The organism is Lysinibacillus agricola, from assembly GCF_016638705.1.
GTDB classification, from domain to species: domain Bacteria; phylum Bacillota; class Bacilli; order Bacillales_A; family Planococcaceae; genus Lysinibacillus; species Lysinibacillus agricola.
On record NZ_CP067341.1, the window covers coordinates 31470 to 51942 of the forward strand.

Here is a 20473-nt window from a genome sequence, read left to right on the forward strand (position 1 = left end):
TTAAATAACTGAACACGATGATGGGAAGTAGTAGCAAGCACGTTTTTTTTAGAGAGTCAGCGGGTGGTGGAAGCTGATAAAAGCACTTGTGAATCCGTCCTGGAGTTGCGCAGTCGAAGTCAATGAAGTAGGCTGTCGCCGGCTGAAATGCCGTTATGAGATAAGTGGATTAGACAAAGTGTCTAATCAATTAGGGTGGCAACGCGGGTAGCTCTCGTCCCTTTTTTGGGGATGAGGGCTTTTTTGTGTTTTCTACTAACTATTTTCCCATCATTAAGAATCTACTGGAGGTATGACGATGTTAGATATTAAACGCGTGCGCGACAATTTCGCGGAAGTTAAAGAAATGCTATTAACACGTAATGAGGATTTAGGAAACTTAGACGACTTTGAACAATTAGATGCAAAGCGTCGTGAATTAATTGCAAAAACAGAAGAGCTTAAAGCTGAACGTAATAAAGTATCTGAGCAAATTTCTATCATGAAGCGCAATAAAGAAAATGCGGATGAAGTTATTGCACGTATGCGTCAGGTTGGCGATGAAATTAAAGAGCTAGATGTCCAATTAAATGATGTAGAAGAACGCTTTAAAGATATGATGATGCGTTTACCAAACGTTCCACATGAATCTGTACCAGTTGGCACAACCGAGGACGATAATGTGGAGGAATATACTTGGGGCGAGGTTCCAACATTTGATTTTGACATTAAAGCACACTGGGATATCGCTACGGACTTACAAATTGTAGACTTTGAACGTGGTGCAAAAGTGACTGGTAGTCGTTTCTTATTCTATCGAGGTCTTGGTGCTCGTTTAGAACGTGCATTAATGATGTTTATGATGGACTTACATGCAGAAGAGCATGGTTATGAAGAAATGTTACCACCTGTAATTGTCAATCGTGATAGCTTAACAGGTACAGGACAACTACCTAAATTTGAAGAAGATGTCTTTAAGTTAGATGACACAGATTATTTCATGATTCCAACAGCAGAAGTACCTGTGACAAACTTCTATCGTGATGAAATTTTAACAGCTGAAGCATTACCACAGGGCTTTGCAGCATACAGTGCTTGCTTCCGTTCAGAGGCAGGTTCTGCGGGTCGCGACACACGTGGTTTAATTCGCCAACACCAATTCAACAAAGTAGAATTAGTACGCTTTGTAAAACCAGAAGAATCTTACGAACAGCTAGAACTATTAACAGGTCATGCTGAAAAAGTACTACAATTATTAGGTTTACCATACCGCAAACTAAAAATGTGTACAGCTGATTTAGGCTTTACTGCAGCGAAAAAGTACGATTTAGAGGTATGGATTCCAGCTCAAAATATGTACCGTGAAATCTCTTCATGCTCAAACTTTGAAGATTTCCAAGCACGCCGAGCAAATATTCGCTTCCGTCGTGAACCAAATGCAAAGCCAGAGTATGTACACACATTAAACGGCTCAGGTCTTGCGATTGGCCGTACAGTAGCAGCAATCCTAGAAAACTATCAGCAACAAGATGGAAGCGTAGTGATTCCAGAAGTATTAAGACCGTATATGGGCGGGAAAGAAGTAATTGCTCCGAAATAACTTGAGCTAAGAAGCGTAAGGTAAAACAAGATATCGAATAGATTATCTACTTTTTTTAAAAAAAGAAACTACTGTTGAAAATTTGATCTCAACAGTAGTTTTTTTATTGTCGCTACTACAACGTTTTCCTATAATCATAAAAAAGGTGTCACAAGTATTTCATGAGCCACCTTCTTTAATATGAATTTTTATTAAAATTCCCCATTTTCAGCAATTGATGCTTGTCGTGCCTTTTTTTCGGCCTTTTTTCGTTCGCGTAAAGCTCGGAAAAAGTCGGTTAAGATTTGTCCGCATTCCACGGCTAAAATTCCTTCTATGACTTCACATTCATGGTTAAAGCGTGCATCGTTTAATAAACGATAGAGTGAATCTACACAGCCTGCTTTTATATCTCTTGCACCATATACAACGCGCGGCACACGAGATTGCAAAATGGCACCTGCACACATAGGGCAAGGTTCAAGCGTCACATAGAGTGTTGTTTTTTCAAGGCGCCAGCTCCCTATTTTTTTACAAGCCTCTTGAATAACCATTAGTTCAGCGTGCGTCGTCGCATTTTGTGTTGTTTCTCGCAAATTATGAGCCTGTGCAATAATCTCTCCATCGTAGACAAGTACAGCTCCTATGGGTACTTCTCCAAGTAAAGCGGCTTTCTTTGCTTCTTCCAGTGCACTGTTCATAAACAATCGGTCTGTTTCAAAAATATCCACTATGATCTCTCCTTATCATTTAGTGTATCTTGCTTAATTGGCAATTGCCACTATCAATTATGCCTTGGCATAATTGTAGCTGTCGCTTTGCTTTCGCTACATAAAACATTTGTAGCTGTCGCTTTGCTTTCGCACAGATAAACAATGCGTCCGGATTCGGTAAGAAGTTAAAACGTTGACATTTCCAATACGACCATCTATATTTATATATGAACACATGCTCATATATAAATATAAAAAGGTTAGGGGTAAATTAAATGGATGAAAAATTACAAAATACAGAGGTTCAGACTAACAAAGAGCAACATTTAGATGAAGAAACGCTATTCGTCGTGTCTCAAACATTTAAGGCATTAAGTGATCCGACAAGAATTCGCATTTTAAATTTATTGTGTACGGATGAACATTCAGTCAACGACATCGCTGAAATTTTAGATTTAGGTCAATCAACAGTTTCACATCAGTTACGTTTCTTGAAAAACTTACGGTTAGTGAAATATAGAAGAGAAGGCACAACCTTATATTATTCAAAAGATGATGATCACATTATGAATTTATTGAAGCAAGCTATTGAGCATGCTGCACATAACTAGAGTTAATGGAGGGATAAAACATGGGACATAATCATGATCATACACATGGCGCAAATAAAAAGATATTAATACTATCATTTATTATTATTACGAGTTATATGGTTGTTGAAGCGATTGGTGGCTATTTAACAAATAGTTTGGCTCTTTTATCCGATGCAGGACATATGTTAAGTGACTCCATTTCATTAGCGATAGCCTTACTTGCTTTTACGTTTGGAGAAAAGGCAGCGAGCTATAGTAAAACATACGGTTATAAACGATTTGAAATTTTAGCGGCGGTATTGAATGGTGTGACTTTAATTTTAATTGCTTTATTCATTTTCTATGAAGCAATAGAACGTTTTGCAAATCCACCAGAAGTGGCAACAACAGGCATGCTGATTATTAGTACAATCGGTCTTTTGGTAAATATTTTGGTAGCTTGGATTATGATGCGCGGCAGTGATACAAAAGATAATTTAAATATGCGTGGAGCTTATTTACACGTATTAAGTGATATGCTTGGATCTGTAGGAGCCATCGTTGCCGCACTATTAATTATGTTCTTTGGTTGGGGCTGGGCTGATCCACTTGCGAGTGTTATTGTTGCCGCATTAGTATTACGAAGCGGCTACTATGTAACGAAGGCTGCTATCCATGTTCTAATGGAAGGAACACCTTCAAATGTTGATGTTCAAGAGATCATACAAACTATTGTACAAACAAACGGTGTTCATAGCATTCACGATTTACACATTTGGACAATAACAAGTGGAGCAAATGCACTTTCCTGTCATGCAGTTGTTGAGGATCAGTTAAAAATTGCGGATAGTGAGAATATATTACGAGAAATTGAACATAATCTTGAGCATAAGGGCATAAAGCATGTAACGATTCAATTGGAAACAGTAGCGCATAAGCATGATAATTCAATTTTATGTACAATAAAAAATGAGCAATCGCATCATCACCACCATCATCATTAATAAACTTTTTTAGTTTATTAAAAATTTTCTACTTTACATACCCTTCGTGGGTATAGTATGATGATTATGAAATAGGAGGTGGAGAACACAGTGAAAGAAGATGCTTGTCATACAGAGGAAGCTACGTCGTGTCGAAAAAGCCATCACCCTGAACGCGTAAAAAAAGATTTAACGACTCGTTTGAATCGAGTAGAAGGTCAAATCCGAGGTATCAAAGGGATGATTGAAAAAGACGTTTACTGTGATGATATTATTACGCAACTGTCTGCCACACAGTCTGCTTTAAATAGCGTAGCGAAGATATTGTTAGAAGGTCATTTAAAGGGATGTGTAGTTGATCGCCTATCAGAAGGTGATGAAGCTGTATTAGACGAATTAGTAGTGACCATTCAAAAATTAATGAAGAAATAAAAGTTTTTTTGATAAATATATACCCCTATACTGTATTTAAATTAAAGGAGAGATATTTCATGCAAAACATAACTTTAAATGTACAAGGAATGTCATGCGGACATTGTGTAAATTCTGTAGAAAAAAATGTTGGAGCTTTAACTGGTGTTGAACAAGTAAAAGTGAACTTAGCTGATGGTTTAGTAGATGTAGCATTTGACGAAACGCAAGTATCTCTAGAGCAAATTAAAGAAACAATTGACGATCAAGGCTATGACGTTAAATAACATAAGTAGGGTGCTCATGTAGCACTCTCTTATTTTCAATTCTATATACCCCCTTGCGGTATGTGGAGAGGAGAATGGATAATGAGTTCAGAAATAAAAGAAGCCAATTTGCAAATTACAGGTATGACATGTGCAGCCTGCGCCACTCGTATAGAAAAAGGTTTAAATAAAATGGATGGTGTAGAACAAGCGACAGTTAATTTAGCTCTTGAAAAATCATCGATTAAATATGATTCGACAAAATTAAGTGAGGAGGACTTTGAAAAGAAAATTGAAGCTCTTGGCTATGGTGTTATTAAACAAAAAACTGAATTCGATATTACAGGCATGACATGTGCAGCTTGTGCTATTCGTATAGAGAAAGGTTTAAATAAACTAGCAGGCGTATCCTCAGCAAACGTAAACTTAGCGCTCGAAAAAGCAACTATTGAATTTAACCCATCTGAAGTTACGATTGCAGATATTATTGCGAAGGTTGAAAAATTAGGATATGAAGCGAATCAAAAAGCAGATGAACAAGAAACCGTAGATCATCGAGAACAGGCCATCAAAAAACAGCAGCAAAAATTTATTTTATCGGCCATTCTTTCATTACCATTACTTTGGACGATGGTAGGGCATTTTTCATTTACATCATTTTTATATGTCCCTGAATTTTTAATGAATCCATGGGTACAAATGGTGTTGGCTACTCCTGTTCAATTTATCATTGGGAAGCAATTTTATGTTGGAGCATACAAAGCTTTACGCAATGGTAGTGCCAATATGGATGTACTTGTAGTCATGGGGACGTCTGCGGCTTATTTTTATAGTGTCTATCAAGCAATTATTACCGCGGGATCACATCATGCCCCTCACCTATATTTTGAAACGAGTGCCGTATTAATTACTTTAATTTTATTAGGTAAATTATTTGAGGCAAAAGCAAAAGGTCGCTCATCTGAAGCAATCAAAAAATTAATGGGACTTCAAGCAAAAACGGCGATCGTTGTTCGAGATGGTGTTGAGAAAGAAGTACCATTAGAAGAAGTAGTCATAGGGGACATTATTTTAGTAAAACCAGGTGAAAAAATTCCTGTTGATGGTGAAGTATTAGAAGGAACAACAGCTGTTGATGAATCGATGTTAACAGGAGAGAGTCTACCTGTTGATAAAAAGCAAGGCGACCTATTATTCGGTTCAACTATTAATAAAAATGGCTTTATTAAAATGACAACGACTAAAGTTGGTCGTGATACAGCTTTAGCTCAAATTATTAAAGTTGTAGAAGATGCACAAGGCTCAAAAGCGCCAATCCAACGCTTAGCGGACCAAATTTCAGGTATATTTGTACCAATCGTTGTTGGTATTGCGATTGTAGCGTTTCTAATCTGGATTATTTGGGTGCGACCAGGTGAATTTACGCCTGCACTCGAAGTATTAATTGCAGTTCTCGTTATCGCTTGCCCATGTGCGCTTGGATTAGCAACGCCAACATCTATTATGGCGGGCTCTGGTCGTGCAGCGGAATTTGGCATTTTATTTAAAGGTGGAGAGCATTTAGAGCAAACGCAAAGTATTGACACAGTAGTTGTTGATAAAACAGGTACAGTGACACACGGCAAACCTATATTAACGGATGTCGTACTAGCAGTAGGCCAAGACGAAGCACGTTTTTTATCGTTAATTGGTGCAGCGGAGAAGCAATCCGAGCATCCGTTAGCAGAGGCAATCGTTCAAGGAATTGCCGATCGTGGTATTGAGCTAGGAGATGTTCAATTCTTTGAAGCGATACCAGGTTACGGTGTGCAAGCGACTGTATCTGGTCAAGGAGTTGTCATCGGTACTCGTAAATTGATGCAACAATACGGTATTCATATTGATGACATTCTACCAACAATGGAACAATTAGAGGAAAACGGTAAAACCGCAATGTTAGCTGCTATCAATGGTCAGTATGCTGGTCTAGTAGCAGTTGCTGATACAGTGAAAGATACCTCAAGAGAGGCAGTTCATCGTCTACAAGAAATGGGCATTACTGTTATTATGATGACTGGTGATAATGAACGTACAGCACAAGCAATCGGAGCAGAAGTTGGTGTCAATCATGTGATTGCTGAAGTGCTCCCAGAAGGCAAAGCAGATGAAGTGAAAAAATTGCAAGTTCAAGGTAAAAAAGTGGCGATGGTAGGTGATGGCATTAATGATGCACCAGCACTTGCAACAGCTACTATTGGGATGGCAATCGGTACCGGTACAGACGTCGCTATGGAAGCGGCAGATATTACACTGATTCGTGGCGACTTAAACAGTATTGCGGATGCTATCATCATGAGTCGTAAAACAATGCGCAATATTAAGCAAAACCTATTCTGGGCATTTGCTTACAATACATTAGGTATTCCAATTGCTGCAATTGGTTTACTAGCTCCTTGGGTAGCGGGTGCAGCGATGGCCTTTAGTTCAGTCTCTGTCGTTTTAAATGCACTACGTTTACAGCGAGTTAAATTATAAGGGTAACGATAGATCCACTTTGGTGGGTCTATTTTTTACTTCTCTCAACAAATATTTTTTAAGCACAAAGTCGATTCTGGACGCAATTCTGCTGAGGCATAATTGATTGTCGTTTATGGCCGCATATTTTAATAGAGATATAGCTTGATTCTGTTTTTCACTTTCTCACTATGATACAATGAAAAGCACTGATTTACTTTCTAAATAATACAAGCCTCGACGCAGGGGTAATTGACGATAGAATCCATAGAACATAAAGGAGGAGCTTCTGGTGACGGTTCCATTTGTTACGGTAGAAGGTCCGATTGGTGTTGGTAAAACCTCTTTATCTAAAGAGATAGCAGCGACATTTAATTACCATCTATTAAAAGAAATAGTAGACGAAAACCCTTTTCTAAATAAGTTTTATGAAAACATTGAGGAATGGAGCTTCCAAACCGAAATGTTCTTCCTATGTAATCGCTATAAACAATTATCAGATATAAAAAAATTTCGTTTAACGCATGATAAACCTGTTGTAGCAGATTACCATATTTTTAAAAATTTAATATTTGCAAAACGTACATTAGCATCATCTGAGTATGATAAGTACGAAGAAATCTATAAAATATTAACGAAAGATATGCCTGTACCAAATGTAGTTGTTTATTTACATGCCAGTGTTGATACGTTGATGAAACGTATTGCGATGCGTGGTCGTGAATTTGAAAAAATGATTTCACGAGATTACATGGAGCAACTAGTGGTAGATTATCATTCCTTTATCGAGCATTTTGAGAGCATGCATCCCGAAATTCCTGTTATTCGATTTAATGGTGATCAGCTTGATTTCGTAAAGAATCCAAATGATTTGAAATATGTTTTACAAACAATAAAGGACACGTTACAACAAAGGAGTTTGCAACAATGAATTTGAGAGAGAAATACGATATTCCTCCACAAACGGTCATTACAATCGCTGGTACTGTTGGTGTAGGGAAATCAACGATGACAAAGGCATTAGCAGAGGCGCTAAATTTCCGTACGTCATTTGAAAAGGTGGATACAAATCCGTATTTAGATAAGTTTTATGAGGACTTTGAGAAATGGAGCTTTCATCTACAGGTGTATTTTTTAGCAGAGCGTTTTAAGGAGCAGAAGCGTATTTTCGAATATGGCGGCGGGTTTATTCAAGACCGTTCTATCTATGAAGATACAGGGATTTTTGCAAAGATGCATTATGACAAAGGTACAATGAGCCCAACGGATTACGAGACTTATACAAATTTATTTGATGCGATGGTGATGACACCGTACTTCCCACATCCAAATTTACTCGTTTATCTAGAGGGGCCAATCGATGCTGTAATTGGACGTATTCAAGAACGTGGACGTGAGATGGAGCAGCAAACACCGAACGATTATTGGATTGAAATGCATGAACGCTATGAGAACTGGATTAATAACTTTAATTCATGCCCAGTTCTACGTTTAGATATTAATGATTATGATTTATTAAAAAATCCTGAAGCAATTGAATCAATTGTGAGCCGCATCAGTCATATGCTAAAGCAAACAAGTCATTTACGTAAATAGAAGGTTTATTAAAGCTAATATCTCTAAAACAATAGGGAGATAAATTTTGAAGTTCTGGTCGAAAGCGGAGCGACAGGTTTAAACAAAAAAATAAATGATCAAAAGACGTGAGACAATATGTAGCCTATTGTGTCACGTCTTTTGAAATAGGAGGGATTACTATGAAAATAGCGGTGTATTGCGGTTCGGGCTTAGGCATAAACCCAATTTATGCAGAGAAGGCAGCCGAATTAGGGACGGTATTAGCGCAAAATGGTCATGGTGTCGTTTATGGTGGTTCGAAAACAGGATTAATGGGGAAAGTTGCAGATGCAGTATTAGCAGCTGGAGGAGAGGTTATTGGCGTGATGCCAACTCATCTACAGAAGCGGGAATTAGCGCATGCCTCATTAACAGAAATTCATTTTGTTGAGTCTATGCACGTACGTAAGGCCAAAATGGTAGAGTTAGCAGATGCATTTATAGCTCTTCCAGGTGGTGGCGGGACAATGGATGAATATTTTGAAGTGTTTACGTGGGCACAAATCGGATTACATGAAAAGCCAGTAATTTTATACAATGTAAATAGCTTTTATGATGCGATTTTACAACATTTTAAAAAAATGCTCGAGGAAGGTTTTATACGCACAGAACAAAAATCACTTATTCGTGTAGCTACTTCATCAGAGGAAATATTAAATTTATTAAAAAAACATGGGTAAAATTTCTTCTTTTAATAAATTATATCTATACGTACTTCCACGAAAAATGCGTTTTTTATAGCTTCATTTCTCCTCTTTTGTTTCATAAAGAAGGATAAATAGTGCAATTATTACTCCTAACGGTAACATAATCAAATGTTTTATTTCCATAATTTTCTGATATATATTGAAATAGTAGAAGAGTTTTATTTACAATAATTGTGTAAGGCTTTCTTAAATCATAATAGGGGTGTTATAGATGACAAAGGTGGAAGTAAGTTTTAAGCATTTACCGACGACTGCGGTTTCAGATGCGACAGGAGGACATACGAATTTACGCAGTGATATTAAACCGCTAGCAGATCATTTTAAAATTGCTGGTCGTGCGGTAACAGTGCGTTTACCAGATGGCGAAAATGGTGCGGTACTGGAAGCCATTCGAGCTGCTAGTGAAGGGGATATTTTAGTAATTGACGCTAAAGGAAATACCAATCGAGCTGTTGCTGGTGATTTTGTTCTTTCATTAGCGAAGGGTATTGGTGTACAAGGCTTTGTCGTAGATGGTGTTATTCGTGATATTGCAGCTATTCGTGAGCTGGATTTTCCTGTATTCTCGCTTGGCACAACGGTAGCGGCTGGCAATAAAAACGGTGGTGGAAAAGTAAATGTTCCTATTGCTATTGGAGGCGTTACTGTTCATCCTGGTGATTATATTTTTGGGGATGTGGACGGTGTCGTTGTCGTGCCGCGGGAAGATGCAGAACGGATTGTTGCAGCTGCTGAGGTAAAGCTTGAAAAAGATGAAATACGCGCACAAGAAGCACATGCAAATGGAAAAGAATCGATTATTGCTTATTTAGATAAAGTTTGTGCAAGCACAAAGCCGATTCCGAACGCAACTATGCCGAGGCATAATTGATCAAAGTAAAAAAACCCTCACGATGCCATCCATACATCGTGAGGATTTTTTTATTTTATGCTAAATTTTCATTATCATTAAAGTAATTTTTCATTTTTTCTGAATCGAAACGGCCTTCCCATTTCGCCATAACTAATGACGCAAGTGAGTTACCAATTACGTTAACGACTGTACGTCCCATATCAAGGATACGATCGATACCTGCGATGAATGCTAAACCTTCAAGTGGAATGCCGACAGTACCTAAAGTTGCTAGAAGTACAACGAAGGATACTCCTGGAACACCTGCAATCCCTTTAGATGTAACCATTAATACAAGCATTAACGTAATTTGTTCACCAATGCTTAGGTGAATACCGTACATTTGAGCGATAAATAATGCAGCAATAGCTTGGTACAGTGTTGAACCATCTAAGTTAAAGGAGTAACCGGTTGGAATAACAAAAGATACGATATCCTTTGGAGCACCTAATTTCTCCATTTTCAACATAACTCGTGGTAACACAGCCTCAGAACTTGCTGTTGAGAACGCTAAAATTAGCTCATCTTTTAGTACCTTAATTAAGAAGAAAATGTTGATACCCGTGAATTTTGCTACAAGACCAAGAACTACAAAGATAAAGAATAGCATTGTTGCATAAACAAGTATAGCAAGTTTGCCAAGTGGTATTAGTGAAGCAAATCCATATTTGGAAACGGTTACACCGATTAAACCAAATACCCCAATTGGAGCGAATTTCATTACAAGGTTAGTTACCCAGAACATAGCATCTGCTACACCTTGGAAGAAGTCTAATACTGGCTTACCTCGTTCGCCAATGGCAGCAACCCCTAAACCAAAAATAACAGAGAAGAAGATGATAGCAAGCATATTACCTTCAGCCATTGACTGAATGATATTTGTTGGTACAATGTCTACAATAATATCAAATGGTCCTTCATGCTGTACTTCTTCTGTCGTTTCAACGTATTGCGAAATATCTCCTTGAGAGAGCTCGTTCATGTTAATGCCTGCGCCTGGTTGGAATAAGTTTGCGGAAAGTAAACCAACTACAATTGCTACTGTTGTAATAATTTCAAAGTAAATAATTGTTTTCCCGCCTAAGCGTCCAAGCTGTTTCATGTCTCCAGTTCCAGCAACACCAACGATTAAAGTCGAAATAATAATCGGTACTACAATCATCTTAATAAGATGAAGGAAAATATCCCCTAAAGGTTGTAAATATGTTTCAATTTTGGGGTTTCCGTAAAAGATACCGCCAACAATAATCCCTAAAATCAAACCGACTAAAATTTGAGTGGCTAAACTGATTTTAAATTTCTTCTTCAAACCTTCGTACCTCCTAATATTAAAATTTTTAGGACACGCCTTACTTTAATAATACGGAGGACTTATGGAATCCGACAAAATCCGAGAAAATTAATTTACTTTTGTTAAAATGTCTGAATATAGTACTTGAATAAATTTCTTAATATTAACCTTTGCTTTACGATTTGCGTGGCCTTCTATTTGAGTCATAAGCTGACGAATCTCTTTAAAGTCAAAGTATCGAGGTGCATAATATTCAAATTCAGAGTTTGTATAATCAACGACCCCTAAATTGGCGAGATTTATCATCGCTGCTAATATCGTACGACGCACTCGCTGTTCAATAGCTTTACTTTCTTTTAAAATGTCATCTGGAGTAGCCTTTGTAACTGCTGCAATTTCCTCATATAATTCCTTTAATGGAGGAAGAGGTGCAATCTTGTGCTGATGAGCTAGTAATGTTTCGATAATAGCTATAATATCCTCGCTTCCGATTTCACCAACGATACCCATATCATTTAAAATTGATTGAATATGATCGCGTGACGTTGCTTTATGATTTATTTGTTCACTTAGATCAATGCTTGTAAGTGATTGGCGAATAATTAGCAATGAGTTTTTTAGGCGAAATTGTTCAGTTGTTTTACGTAAAACATTCTCAACCTCAATACGGTTTATAGGTTTATGAATAAAGAAATCTATACCTTGTTCATATGCCTCGCCGACCATTTCCTTATTCACTACCTGAGAAATCATAACAAATTGTCCCTCAAAACGATTTTGAATAAGGTGCTCGACTGTTGCTATACCATCAAGCTTAGGCATAAGCAAATCGATAAGTACAAACTCCGGCTGTGTCATTAAAATTTGTGGAATGGCGTCCTCACCATTGCGTGCTTCACCAATAACTGTACCTAAACCACTATCTTCAATAATTTGTTTTAACATGACCCGGCTTGCACGATCATCATCTACAATAAAATACCTCATTTAAGTCTCTCCCGTTTGAATAGTTTGCGTAGGAACTGTAATTTTAAACATTGTGTTTGCATTGTTTGATTCAACGGATATGGAGCCATTTAATTTATTAACTAATTCAGCAACATGTGAAAGCCCAATGCCTGTTGCCGCGACACCATCCACATTGTATTTCGTGGTATATCCAGGTTCAAAAATAATTGAGAGATCACTTTGTAAAATGCCCTTTCCGTTATCACATACTGTTATTACAGTATCATCCTGTAGTTGTTGAATGGCAATAGAAACGATACCTTGTCCCTCAATTGCTTCTATAGCATTAGCTGTTAAATTATTCAAAAGTGCAAGCAATGCAATATGTTCTTTCGTTTGAAAATCGGTGTCTATATTTATGTTAAACTGAATTTCTTTCCCGAGTAATTCAGCATATTTACTATTGCCATCCTCAATATAATGTAATAATTCTGACAATCTAAGGGTGCCAAAACTCTTTTCGCCGACAATTTTAGAAATACCCGCATAAATACGTTGTGAATCCTTCTTGACTTCATGAATTTCCTGGGCAATATGGAGTGCCTGTAAACTTTCCGAACGATATCCTAATGACTTTAATTGTCGATATAAATCAAACCCATTAGCTGTAATTGTTTCGATATGGTTCATAGATTTTTTTAAATAAAGTGTCTCAACATATAAATCTGAGCCGATCGTAAGCATTTCCTGAACACGTTTTTTTTGCTCTGCAAGTAAAATGGAACTATAAATACCAACTACAAAAAAACTACGCAATAAAGCAACTGCTAATAGTATAAGTAAATCATGAAGGTGTAAAAAAGTATAAGAATTAACAAAAAAACGAAATAGCTGTTCTACAAAATTACTGAATACTTCACTAAACGCAACTAGTAATCCAAGCATTAGTGGTTTTTCTCTATATTGATGAATGCTTAGAATTTGTAGGCATACTGCAAACAATACATAAAATGCAGCAGCAGGTAAATGTGTTACCAAGCTATCCATTAATGGAATATCATGAAAAGAGTAATTAATGATCACTCGAAAAATGGTTATCACGATGCTTGTAGTAAATCCAGCCAAAATTATAGGTGTAGGTCTAAGTAGAGTACATAAAAAGAAAATAATACTTCCTAATCCAAAACGAAACGTTGTATTAGCGAAAGGCATTATTTTAATCTCACTACCGATAGCAGTTAATAGAGCAATTATGAAAATCCAAGTGAGGGAAGCACGAGATATAGAAATTTTTGAGTGCATTAAAAAATCCTCCCTAATCAATATTAGTAGAGCGATATAGCAAAGAAAAGATGTGCTAAAGAGCGCGTCGTGTGTTTGAAATAAAAGTAATTGTACCATCACTTTTGATGTTGTGTTGGGGCGGAATGCGACTTCGAAACGAAAGCGCATTTGTCTAGATGAAATAATACTATAGATTATTCCCAGTTATATCAATTTTTCGCCTTGGCGTAATTGTAGCTGACGCTTTGCTTTCGCTACAGAAAACACTTGTAGCTGACGCTTCGCTTTCGCTACAGAAAAGAGTTGCTGAATGAAGATAAATCGTAATTTCAATAATAAAAAATACCACAACCTAAGCGGAAGTGGTATCTAGCAAGTATTACATACAATTTTTAGGCAAAAAAAAACGGCTACATTCGTAGTCGGAATTTTAAAACTGGAGGAGGTAGAGGGATTCGAACCCCCGCGCGGTGTTACCCGCCTGTCGGTTTTCAAGACCGATCCCTTCAGCCAGACTTGGGTATACCTCCATTATTTTGTTGCATGTCTTATCGACAAGAATTAATTTATCATATTTTGAAAATCGCGTCAACAGATTTTTAAAATTTTTATTTTCTAAATGCTTATTTACGTTGCTGATAGATTATTCCATATAAATATTATGCGTATTGAGTTGCAATTTATGAAAACAGTAAGTATACTAGTTATTGCCGTGCTAGGTGGGAAGGTAGCGGTGTCCTGTAACTCGCAATCCGCTCTAGCGAGACTGAATTCCTTTTTCGAGGCTGTCCGTATTGTTTGGTCTGCCTTTTGCACGTAGTGTTGACGATTGGGTCCTGCGCAATGGATACCCATGAACTATGTCAGGTCCGGAAGGAAGCAGCATTAAGTGGTCTTATTCATGTGCCGCGGGGTTGCCTAATCTGAGCTAACGACAAGAGTAACGCTTATGTGCGGCTGTCGAAGAAAGGTGCACGGCATTAAATTGCCAATTTAAACGCATCCGTCTACAAAGGCGGGTGCGTTTTTTTATATGATTTTATAATATTTGTTGGGACGGAAGAGCAATCGCCAGAACGTTTAAGGAAGCAACAAATTGTGCGAGGCGGCCGATAGGAGCCGGAAACATCAGCCTTCACTACGGGAAGTGAAAGAGAATCGTCTCAAATTTTTTGAAAAATGGAGACACTATTTTATAAATAATGTGGCAAATGCTATAATAGAACTATTCTATATAATAAAGAAGAGGAGAGGAAACCATTGACGTATCAAGCATTTTATCGTGTGTATCGACCGCAATCATTTCGAGAGATGTCTGGTCAAGCACATGTCAAAAGAACGCTACAAAATGCTCTCCTAGCGAATAAAACAACACATGCGTATTTATTTTCTGGTCCGCGTGGTACTGGGAAAACAAGTACAGCTAAAATTTTTGCAAAAGCTTTAAACTGTGAGCATGCACCATCAAACGAGCCTTGTAACGAATGTGCTACTTGTTTAAGCATTACAGATGGCTCCCACCCAGATGTTATTGAATTTGACGCGGCGTCTAATTCACGCGTTGAAGAAATACGTGACATCATTGAGAAAGTTCGATTTGCACCTGCAAGTAGCAGATATAAAGTGTATATCATTGATGAAGTGCATATGCTCTCTACAAGTGCTTTTAATGCACTTTTAAAGACATTAGAAGAACCACCTCCACACGCTGTATTTATTTTAGCAACGACGGAGCCTCATAAATTGCCTGCAACGATTATTTCACGTTGTCAGCGCTTTGACTTCAAGCGTCTTTCGACCAATGATATTATTGAGCGCATGAAAGTCGTGTTAGAGGATATTAAGCTGCCATATGAGGAACAAGGCTTGAAAGTAATCTCACAATCTGCAGCTGGAGGTATGCGCGATGCTTTAAGCTTATTAGATCAGGTTGTATCCTTCAGTGGAGAAACGCTGAAGCTTGAGGATGCATTACTTGTTACTGGTTCCATCAGTCAGGAAGTTTTCTATGAATTAGCAGAGGCTCTAAAAGTAAAAGATGTCGCACAAATGCTCGCGTTATTAGAACAGCTTATTGCGGATGGAAAAGATCCTCTTCGCCTTTCAGAGGACCTGATTACATTTTTCCGGGACTTATTATTGCTACAAACGAGTGATGATTTGGCTGAATTATTAGAGCTAGTATCACCAGAGGAGCGAGTATTTACATTAGCGCATGAATTTGCACCTGATTTGCTATATGGCTACATTGATATTTTAGCGAAAACACAGCAAGAAATGCGGTTCTCTCACCATACAAAGATTTACTTAGAAACAGCGCTACTTAAAATGGTACAGTTTTCAGGAGGGGTAGTTAGTCAAACTACCACTTCAGGTGAGGCAGCTATGAGCCCTGAACTTGCTCAAAAAATCGTGGCACTTGAGCAAATGGTGCAACAATTATCAGCGCAATTACAAGCTGGTGCTCCTATGCAAACGGCGCAAGCACCAAAAGAGCAACGTCCACGAGCGAAAAGTCCGAATGGTTATAAAGCACCAACAGGTCGTATTCAAGAGGTGCTAAAGGATGCGACAAAGCAAGATGTGCAACGTATTAAATCGGTTTGGGCACAGGCGTTAAGCCAAATGCAAAAATCTCAGTCAGCTCTTTTAGCAGAAGCTGAACCTGTTGCGGCATCTTCAAGTGCTTTTGTGTTAAAATTCAAGTATGATATTCATTGTCAAATGGTTGCTGATAATCAATCCTAAAAAGCTCACTTCACACAATTAATTGCAGGGCAAATTGGTACTACGTATGAAATGCTTTGTACGCCTGAAGAAACCTGGTTAAAATTACGTGAAGAGTTTATTCGTGATCATGGCATGCAGCAGCAAAAAAAATCTCAGGATGAGACCGATCATGAAGTGGAATTATTAGAACCACCGGCAGAAATGCCAGAAGAGCCATTTATCGACGATGCCCAACCACTTGCTTCACAAGATCCACTTGTGACGGAAGCGGAAAAGTTGTTTGGTAAAGATTTTATTGAAATTGTTGAAGATTAATCATTTAGGAGGAATTCGTTTATGCGTGGTATGGGAAATATGCAAGGCATGATGAAAAAAATGCAAAAAATGCAAAAGGAAATGATGGAAGCTCAAGAGGCTTTAAATGCAGAGCAATTTGAAGGTGCTGCTGGCGGCGGTATGGTGAAAGTATCTGTAACTGGTCAACGTGAAATTGTAGAAGTAAATCTAGATCCATCAGTAGTAGATCCAGATGATATCGAAATGCTACAAGATTTAATCGTTGTTGCTGCAAATGAAGCTCTGAAAAAAGTGGATGAGAAAACAAATGCAACAATGGGTAAATTCACTCAAGGCATGAACCTTCCATTCTAGGAGGTAAATAAATGTACTACCCCGAACCAATATCGAAACTGATTGATAGTTTTATGAAATTGCCAGGTATCGGGCCGAAAACCGCGGCTCGTCTGGCGTTTTTTGTGTTGACAATGAAAGAGGATGACGTTTTATCCTTTTCAAAGGCATTAATTGATGCTAAACGAAATTTAAGCTATTGTTCCGTGTGTGGCAATATAACTGATGTAGATCCATGCCATATTTGTACGGACAAACAACGAGATCATTCTGTTATTTGTGTTGTTCAAGATACAAAAGATGTAATTGCAATGGAAAAAATGCGTGATTTCAATGGTATGTATCATGTATTACAGGGAGCTATTTCACCTATGGATGGTATTGGTCCAGAGGATATTAATGTCGCTTCCCTACTAGTTCGTTTGCAAGATGAGGCTGTTCAGGAGCTTATTTTAGCTACGAATTCAACTATTGAAGGTGAGGCAACAGCGATGTATATTTCTCGTTTAGTGAAACCATCTGGTATTCGAACAACACGGATCGCTCATGGACTACCAGTAGGTGGAGATTTAGAATATGCAGATGAAGTAACGTTATCGAAGGCAATGGAAGGTCGCCGAGAATTGTGAGTGAGGGATTATTATGTTCTTCCGCAGTAAGGGAAAATTAAAAAAAGAATTCGACGACAAGCTTGTGAGTCTTATAAAAGAAACAAAAGAGGATTTACAGCAAGCAAAGATAATTGAAGAGTTCCTAGATGACTATGATTTAGATGCAATTGCTCAACGAAAAGTGGCAGAGAGTATACATTTTTATTTATTTAAAGAAGCTAGAATTCGGAGAGTATTAATTAAATAATAGTTTTTTAACTTATTTCAGCGGGTGTCCAAACATCCGCTGAAATAAGTTAATGCTTCCGGCGGATGTCACGGAATCGGAAAGGATTTCTTAAAAAGGATGTTAGCCTAAAATCATCGCATCCATGCGATAACGGCTAACTGACCTGCATCATGCAGGCCTAAGCACAAAGCCGAATCCAGACGCAATTATGCCGAGGCATAATTGATATTCATAGAAGCAAAACAGGAAACATAAACTTTCGTAATTATATAGTTAAGGGGGAAACCATATGTCGTGGTTAGTAATTATGAGTTTTTGTGTACCTGTAGTGCTTCTTTTTCTTTATATAATAATAAGACATGCTAAGATGGGTAAGATTTTAGAAGGAATGTCTGTGTTTTGGTTTAGGTTTGCATTTGCCTTTCTTTTATTATTCATTATTCATTTAAGTATAGGGTATGCCGGCTATAATATACCCATTAATCTGTTTTCTGTGTTAACAATTGCAATATTAGGTATTCCAGGTGTACTAGGAATAACTGCTTTAATATTTTTTTTATAAAATGCTTGCAAAGCGAAAATATTATGGTATAGTAATAAGAGTCGCTAAGATGACTGTTGAAAAACAAACGAACAAATAAATTAAACAATTTAGTTGTTGACATCTGGTTTGCGACATGGTATTATATAAGAGTTGCTGTTACGAAAGCAGCGGCGAAATGAACCTTGAAAACTGAACAAGCAAAACGTAATCAATAAAGTTTTTAGTAGCTAACCTTGAGTTGGTGAACGAAACAAAATTTTGGACATCAAACATGATGCCAGCAAAACAATTTGAGCTAATCAAATTTCTTTTTATGGAGAGTTTGATCCTGGCTCAGGACGAACGCTGGCGGCGTGCCTAATACATGCAAGTCGAGCGAACAGAGAAGGAGCTTGCTCCTTTGACGTTAGCGGCGGACGGGTGAGTAACACGTGGGCAACCTACCTTATAGTTTGGGATAACTCCGGGAAACCGGGGCTAATACCGAATAATCTATTTCGCTTCATGGTGAAGTATTGAAAGACGGTTTCGGCTGTCGCTATAAGATGGGCCCGCGGCGCATTAGCTAGTTGGTGAGGTAACGGCTCACCAAGGCAACGATGCGTAGCCGACCTGAGAGGGTGATCGGCCACACTGGGACTGAGACACGGCCCAGACTCCTACGGGAGGCAGCAGTAGGGAATCTTCCACAATGGGCGAAAGCCTGATGGAGCAACGCCGCGTGAGTGAAGAAGGTTTTCGGATCGTAAAACTCTGTTGTAAGGGAAGAACAAGTACAGTAGTAACTGGCTGTACCTTGACGGTACCTTATTAGAAAGCCACGGCTAACTACGTGCCAGCAGCCGCGGTAATACGTAGGTGGCAAGCGTTGTCCGGAATTATTGGGCGTAAAGCGCGCGCAGGCGGTCGCTTTAAGTCTGATGTGAAAGCCCACGGCTCAACCGTGGAGGGTCATTGGAAACTGGGGGACTTGAGTGCAGAAGAGGAAAGTGGAATTCCAAGTGTAGCGGTGAAATGCGTAGAGATTTGGAGGAACACCAGTGGCGAAGGCGACTTTCTGGTCTGTAACTGACGCTGAGGCGCGAAAGCGTGGGAGCAAACAGGATTAGATACCCTGGTAGTCCACGCCGTAAACGATGAGTGCTAAGTGTTAGGGGTTTCCGCCCCTTAGTGCTGCAGCTAACGCATTAAGCACTCCGCCTGGGGAGTACGGTCGCAAGACTGAAACTCAAAGGAATTGACGGGGGCCCGCACAAGCGGTGGAGCATGTGGTTTTAATTCGAAGCAACGCGAAGAACCTTACCAGGTCTTGACATCCCGTTGACCACTGTAGAGATATAGTTTTTCCCTTCGGGGACAACGGTGACAGGTGGTGCATGGTTGTCGTCAGCTCGTGTCGTGAGATGTTGGGTTAAGTCCCGCAACGAGCGCAACCCTTGATCTTAGTTGCCATCATTTAGTTGGGCACTCTAAGGTGACTGCCGGTGACAAACCGGAGGAAGGTGGGGATGACGTCAAATCATCATGCCCCTTATGACCTGGGCTACACACGTGCTACAATGGACGATACAAACGGTTGCCAACTCGCGAGAGGGAGCTAATCCGATAAAGTCGTTCTCAGTTCGGATTGTAGGCTGCAACTCGCCTACATGAAGCCGGAATCGCTAGTAATCGCGGATCAGCATGCCGCGGTGAATACGTTCCCGGGCCTTGTACACACCGCCCGTCACACCACGAGAGTTTGTAACACCCGAAGTCGGTGGGGTAACCTTTTGGAGCCAGCCGCCGAAGGTGGGATAGATGATTGGGGTGAAGTCGTAACAAGGTAGCCGTATCGGAAGGTGCGGCTGGATCACCTCCTTTCTAAGGATATTTTCGGAATACAAACCTAGGGTTTGTAAGATTACGTTTTGCGTTCAGTTTTGAAGGTTCATTCTTACGAATGAAATACTTCAAAACTTGTTCTTTGAAAACTGGATAAAACGACATTGAAA

General features: G+C 38.8%; 19 protein-coding genes, 1 tRNA gene, 1 rRNA gene, 1 other RNA gene, 1 pseudogene and 1 other annotated feature. Of the genes and pseudogenes, 17 read left to right on the forward strand and 6 right to left on the reverse strand.

What is annotated here, in order from left to right; genetic code table 11:
• Positions 1 to 8 precede the first annotated feature (8 nt).
• Positions 9 to 225: a binding site (T-box leader), on the forward strand.
• 73 nt (positions 226 to 298) lie between these two features.
• Positions 299 to 1579, forward strand: coding sequence for a serine--tRNA ligase (gene serS, locus FJQ98_RS00115; protein WP_053593616.1), 1281 nt, complete (start codon positions 299 to 301; stop codon positions 1577 to 1579).
• 191 nt (positions 1580 to 1770) lie between these two features.
• On the opposite strand, the gene tadA is transcribed toward serS, so the two are convergent.
• Positions 1771 to 2289 (reverse strand): tRNA adenosine(34) deaminase TadA, encoded by a 519-nt coding sequence (gene tadA, locus FJQ98_RS00120; protein WP_198926848.1) that lies wholly within the window; start codon positions 2287 to 2289, stop codon positions 1771 to 1773.
• 257 nt (positions 2290 to 2546) lie between these two features.
• Between tadA and FJQ98_RS00125 the strand changes: the two genes are divergently transcribed.
• The 9 genes from FJQ98_RS00125 to FJQ98_RS00165 all read left to right on the forward strand — a co-directional run bounded on the left by FJQ98_RS00125 (position 2547) and on the right by FJQ98_RS00165 (position 10191).
• Positions 2547 to 2882, forward strand: coding sequence for an ArsR/SmtB family transcription factor (locus tag FJQ98_RS00125; RefSeq protein WP_053593615.1), 336 nt, complete (start codon positions 2547 to 2549; stop codon positions 2880 to 2882).
• A gap of 20 nt (positions 2883 to 2902) precedes the next feature.
• Positions 2903 to 3847 (forward strand): cation diffusion facilitator family transporter, encoded by a 945-nt coding sequence (locus tag FJQ98_RS00130; protein WP_053593614.1) that lies wholly within the window; start codon positions 2903 to 2905, stop codon positions 3845 to 3847.
• A 78-nt stretch (positions 3848 to 3925) separates the two neighbouring features.
• On the forward strand, positions 3926 to 4258 hold the full coding sequence (locus tag FJQ98_RS00135) for a metal-sensitive transcriptional regulator (RefSeq protein WP_053593613.1): 333 nt from the start codon (positions 3926 to 3928) through the stop codon (positions 4256 to 4258).
• A gap of 59 nt (positions 4259 to 4317) precedes the next feature.
• Positions 4318 to 4524, forward strand: a complete 207-nt coding sequence (gene copZ / locus FJQ98_RS00140; RefSeq protein WP_053593612.1) for a copper chaperone CopZ — start codon at positions 4318 to 4320, stop codon at positions 4522 to 4524.
• A gap of 81 nt (positions 4525 to 4605) precedes the next feature.
• Positions 4606 to 7017, forward strand: coding sequence for a heavy metal translocating P-type ATPase (locus FJQ98_RS00145; RefSeq protein WP_053593611.1), 2412 nt, complete (start codon positions 4606 to 4608; stop codon positions 7015 to 7017).
• Positions 7018 to 7288: 271 nt separating this feature from the next.
• Entirely contained in the window at positions 7289 to 7927 is a 639-nt protein-coding gene (locus FJQ98_RS00150) for a deoxynucleoside kinase (RefSeq protein WP_053593610.1), read from the forward strand.
• Entirely contained in the window at positions 7924 to 8592 is a 669-nt protein-coding gene (locus FJQ98_RS00155) for a deoxynucleoside kinase (protein ID WP_053593609.1), read from the forward strand. Before FJQ98_RS00150 ends, FJQ98_RS00155 begins: the two co-directional genes overlap by 4 nt.
• A gap of 161 nt (positions 8593 to 8753) precedes the next feature.
• Positions 8754 to 9293: an LOG family protein gene (locus FJQ98_RS00160; protein ID WP_198926847.1), complete on the forward strand. Its 540-nt coding sequence runs from the start codon at positions 8754 to 8756 to the stop codon at positions 9291 to 9293.
• Between the two features lie 238 nt (positions 9294 to 9531).
• Positions 9532 to 10191: an RraA family protein gene (locus tag FJQ98_RS00165; protein ID WP_053593608.1), complete on the forward strand. Its 660-nt coding sequence runs from the start codon at positions 9532 to 9534 to the stop codon at positions 10189 to 10191.
• Positions 10192 to 10246: 55 nt separating this feature from the next.
• Here FJQ98_RS00165 and FJQ98_RS00170 read toward each other — a convergent pair whose 3' ends face one another.
• From FJQ98_RS00170 to FJQ98_RS00185, 5 genes are all read right to left on the reverse strand, one after another.
• A complete protein-coding gene (locus tag FJQ98_RS00170) occupies positions 10247 to 11521 on the reverse strand; it encodes a cation:dicarboxylate symporter family transporter (protein WP_053593607.1) in 1275 nt (424 codons plus the stop codon).
• A 90-nt stretch (positions 11522 to 11611) separates the two neighbouring features.
• A complete protein-coding gene (locus tag FJQ98_RS00175; RefSeq protein ID WP_053593606.1) occupies positions 11612 to 12490 on the reverse strand; it encodes a response regulator in 879 nt (292 codons plus the stop codon).
• Positions 12491 to 13753 (reverse strand): ATP-binding protein, encoded by a 1263-nt coding sequence (locus tag FJQ98_RS00180; RefSeq protein ID WP_053593605.1) that lies wholly within the window; start codon positions 13751 to 13753, stop codon positions 12491 to 12493.
• A 186-nt stretch (positions 13754 to 13939) separates the two neighbouring features.
• Complete coding sequence (locus FJQ98_RS27090; RefSeq protein ID WP_277815926.1) at positions 13940 to 14068, reverse strand: hypothetical protein; 129 nt, start codon at positions 14066 to 14068, stop codon at positions 13940 to 13942.
• Between the two features lie 104 nt (positions 14069 to 14172).
• Positions 14173 to 14265, reverse strand: a tRNA-Ser gene (locus tag FJQ98_RS00185).
• Positions 14266 to 14445: 180 nt separating this feature from the next.
• Between FJQ98_RS00185 and ffs the strand changes: the two genes are divergently transcribed.
• The 7 genes and pseudogenes from ffs (at position 14446) to FJQ98_RS00220 (ending at position 20342) form a co-directional block, all read left to right on the forward strand.
• Positions 14446 to 14713, forward strand: an RNA gene (gene ffs / locus FJQ98_RS00190) — signal recognition particle sRNA large type.
• A 282-nt stretch (positions 14714 to 14995) separates the two neighbouring features.
• Positions 14996 to 16780 (forward strand): annotated as a pseudogene (gene dnaX / locus FJQ98_RS00195) (DNA polymerase III subunit gamma/tau).
• Positions 16781 to 16801: 21 nt separating this feature from the next.
• Positions 16802 to 17116, forward strand: coding sequence for a YbaB/EbfC family nucleoid-associated protein (locus tag FJQ98_RS00200; protein WP_053593603.1), 315 nt, complete (start codon positions 16802 to 16804; stop codon positions 17114 to 17116).
• An 11-nt stretch (positions 17117 to 17127) separates the two neighbouring features.
• Positions 17128 to 17724 (forward strand): recombination mediator RecR, encoded by a 597-nt coding sequence (recR, locus tag FJQ98_RS00205; RefSeq protein ID WP_053593602.1) that lies wholly within the window; start codon positions 17128 to 17130, stop codon positions 17722 to 17724.
• Positions 17725 to 17737: 13 nt separating this feature from the next.
• On the forward strand, positions 17738 to 17953 hold the full coding sequence (locus FJQ98_RS00210) for a YaaL family protein (protein WP_053593601.1): 216 nt from the start codon (positions 17738 to 17740) through the stop codon (positions 17951 to 17953).
• A 271-nt stretch (positions 17954 to 18224) separates the two neighbouring features.
• Positions 18225 to 18497 (forward strand): pro-sigmaK processing inhibitor BofA family protein, encoded by a 273-nt coding sequence (locus FJQ98_RS00215; RefSeq protein ID WP_053593600.1) that lies wholly within the window; start codon positions 18225 to 18227, stop codon positions 18495 to 18497.
• A 292-nt stretch (positions 18498 to 18789) separates the two neighbouring features.
• Positions 18790 to 20342: ribosomal RNA gene (locus FJQ98_RS00220) — 16S ribosomal RNA — on the forward strand.
• Positions 20343 to 20473 lie beyond the last annotated feature (131 nt).

Excerpts from the sequence above, each read along its gene's own strand:
- FJQ98_RS00125 (WP_053593615.1), top strand. The coding sequence starts at position 2,547 with ATGGATGAAAAATTACAAAATACAGAGGTTCAGACTAACAAAGAGCAA.
- FJQ98_RS00165 (WP_053593608.1), top strand. The coding sequence starts at position 9,532 with ATGACAAAGGTGGAAGTAAGTTTTAAGCATTTACCGACGACTGCGGTT.
- recR (WP_053593602.1), top strand. The coding sequence starts at position 17,128 with ATGTACTACCCCGAACCAATATCGAAACTGATTGATAGTTTTATGAAA.
- FJQ98_RS00130 (WP_053593614.1), top strand. The coding sequence starts at position 2,903 with ATGGGACATAATCATGATCATACACATGGCGCAAATAAAAAGATATTA.
- FJQ98_RS00155 (WP_053593609.1), top strand. The coding sequence starts at position 7,924 with ATGAATTTGAGAGAGAAATACGATATTCCTCCACAAACGGTCATTACA.
- FJQ98_RS00200 (WP_053593603.1), top strand. The coding sequence starts at position 16,802 with ATGCGTGGTATGGGAAATATGCAAGGCATGATGAAAAAAATGCAAAAA.
- copZ (WP_053593612.1), top strand. The coding sequence starts at position 4,318 with ATGCAAAACATAACTTTAAATGTACAAGGAATGTCATGCGGACATTGT.
- serS (WP_053593616.1), top strand. The coding sequence starts at position 299 with ATGTTAGATATTAAACGCGTGCGCGACAATTTCGCGGAAGTTAAAGAA.
- FJQ98_RS00215 (WP_053593600.1), top strand. The coding sequence starts at position 18,225 with ATGTCGTGGTTAGTAATTATGAGTTTTTGTGTACCTGTAGTGCTTCTT.
- FJQ98_RS00175 (WP_053593606.1), bottom strand. The coding sequence starts at position 12,490 with ATGAGGTATTTTATTGTAGATGATGATCGTGCAAGCCGGGTCATGTTA.
- FJQ98_RS00180 (WP_053593605.1), bottom strand. The coding sequence starts at position 13,753 with ATGCACTCAAAAATTTCTATATCTCGTGCTTCCCTCACTTGGATTTTC.
- FJQ98_RS00210 (WP_053593601.1), top strand. The coding sequence starts at position 17,738 with ATGTTCTTCCGCAGTAAGGGAAAATTAAAAAAAGAATTCGACGACAAG.
- FJQ98_RS00145 (WP_053593611.1), top strand. The coding sequence starts at position 4,606 with ATGAGTTCAGAAATAAAAGAAGCCAATTTGCAAATTACAGGTATGACA.
- FJQ98_RS00160 (WP_198926847.1), top strand. The coding sequence starts at position 8,754 with ATGAAAATAGCGGTGTATTGCGGTTCGGGCTTAGGCATAAACCCAATT.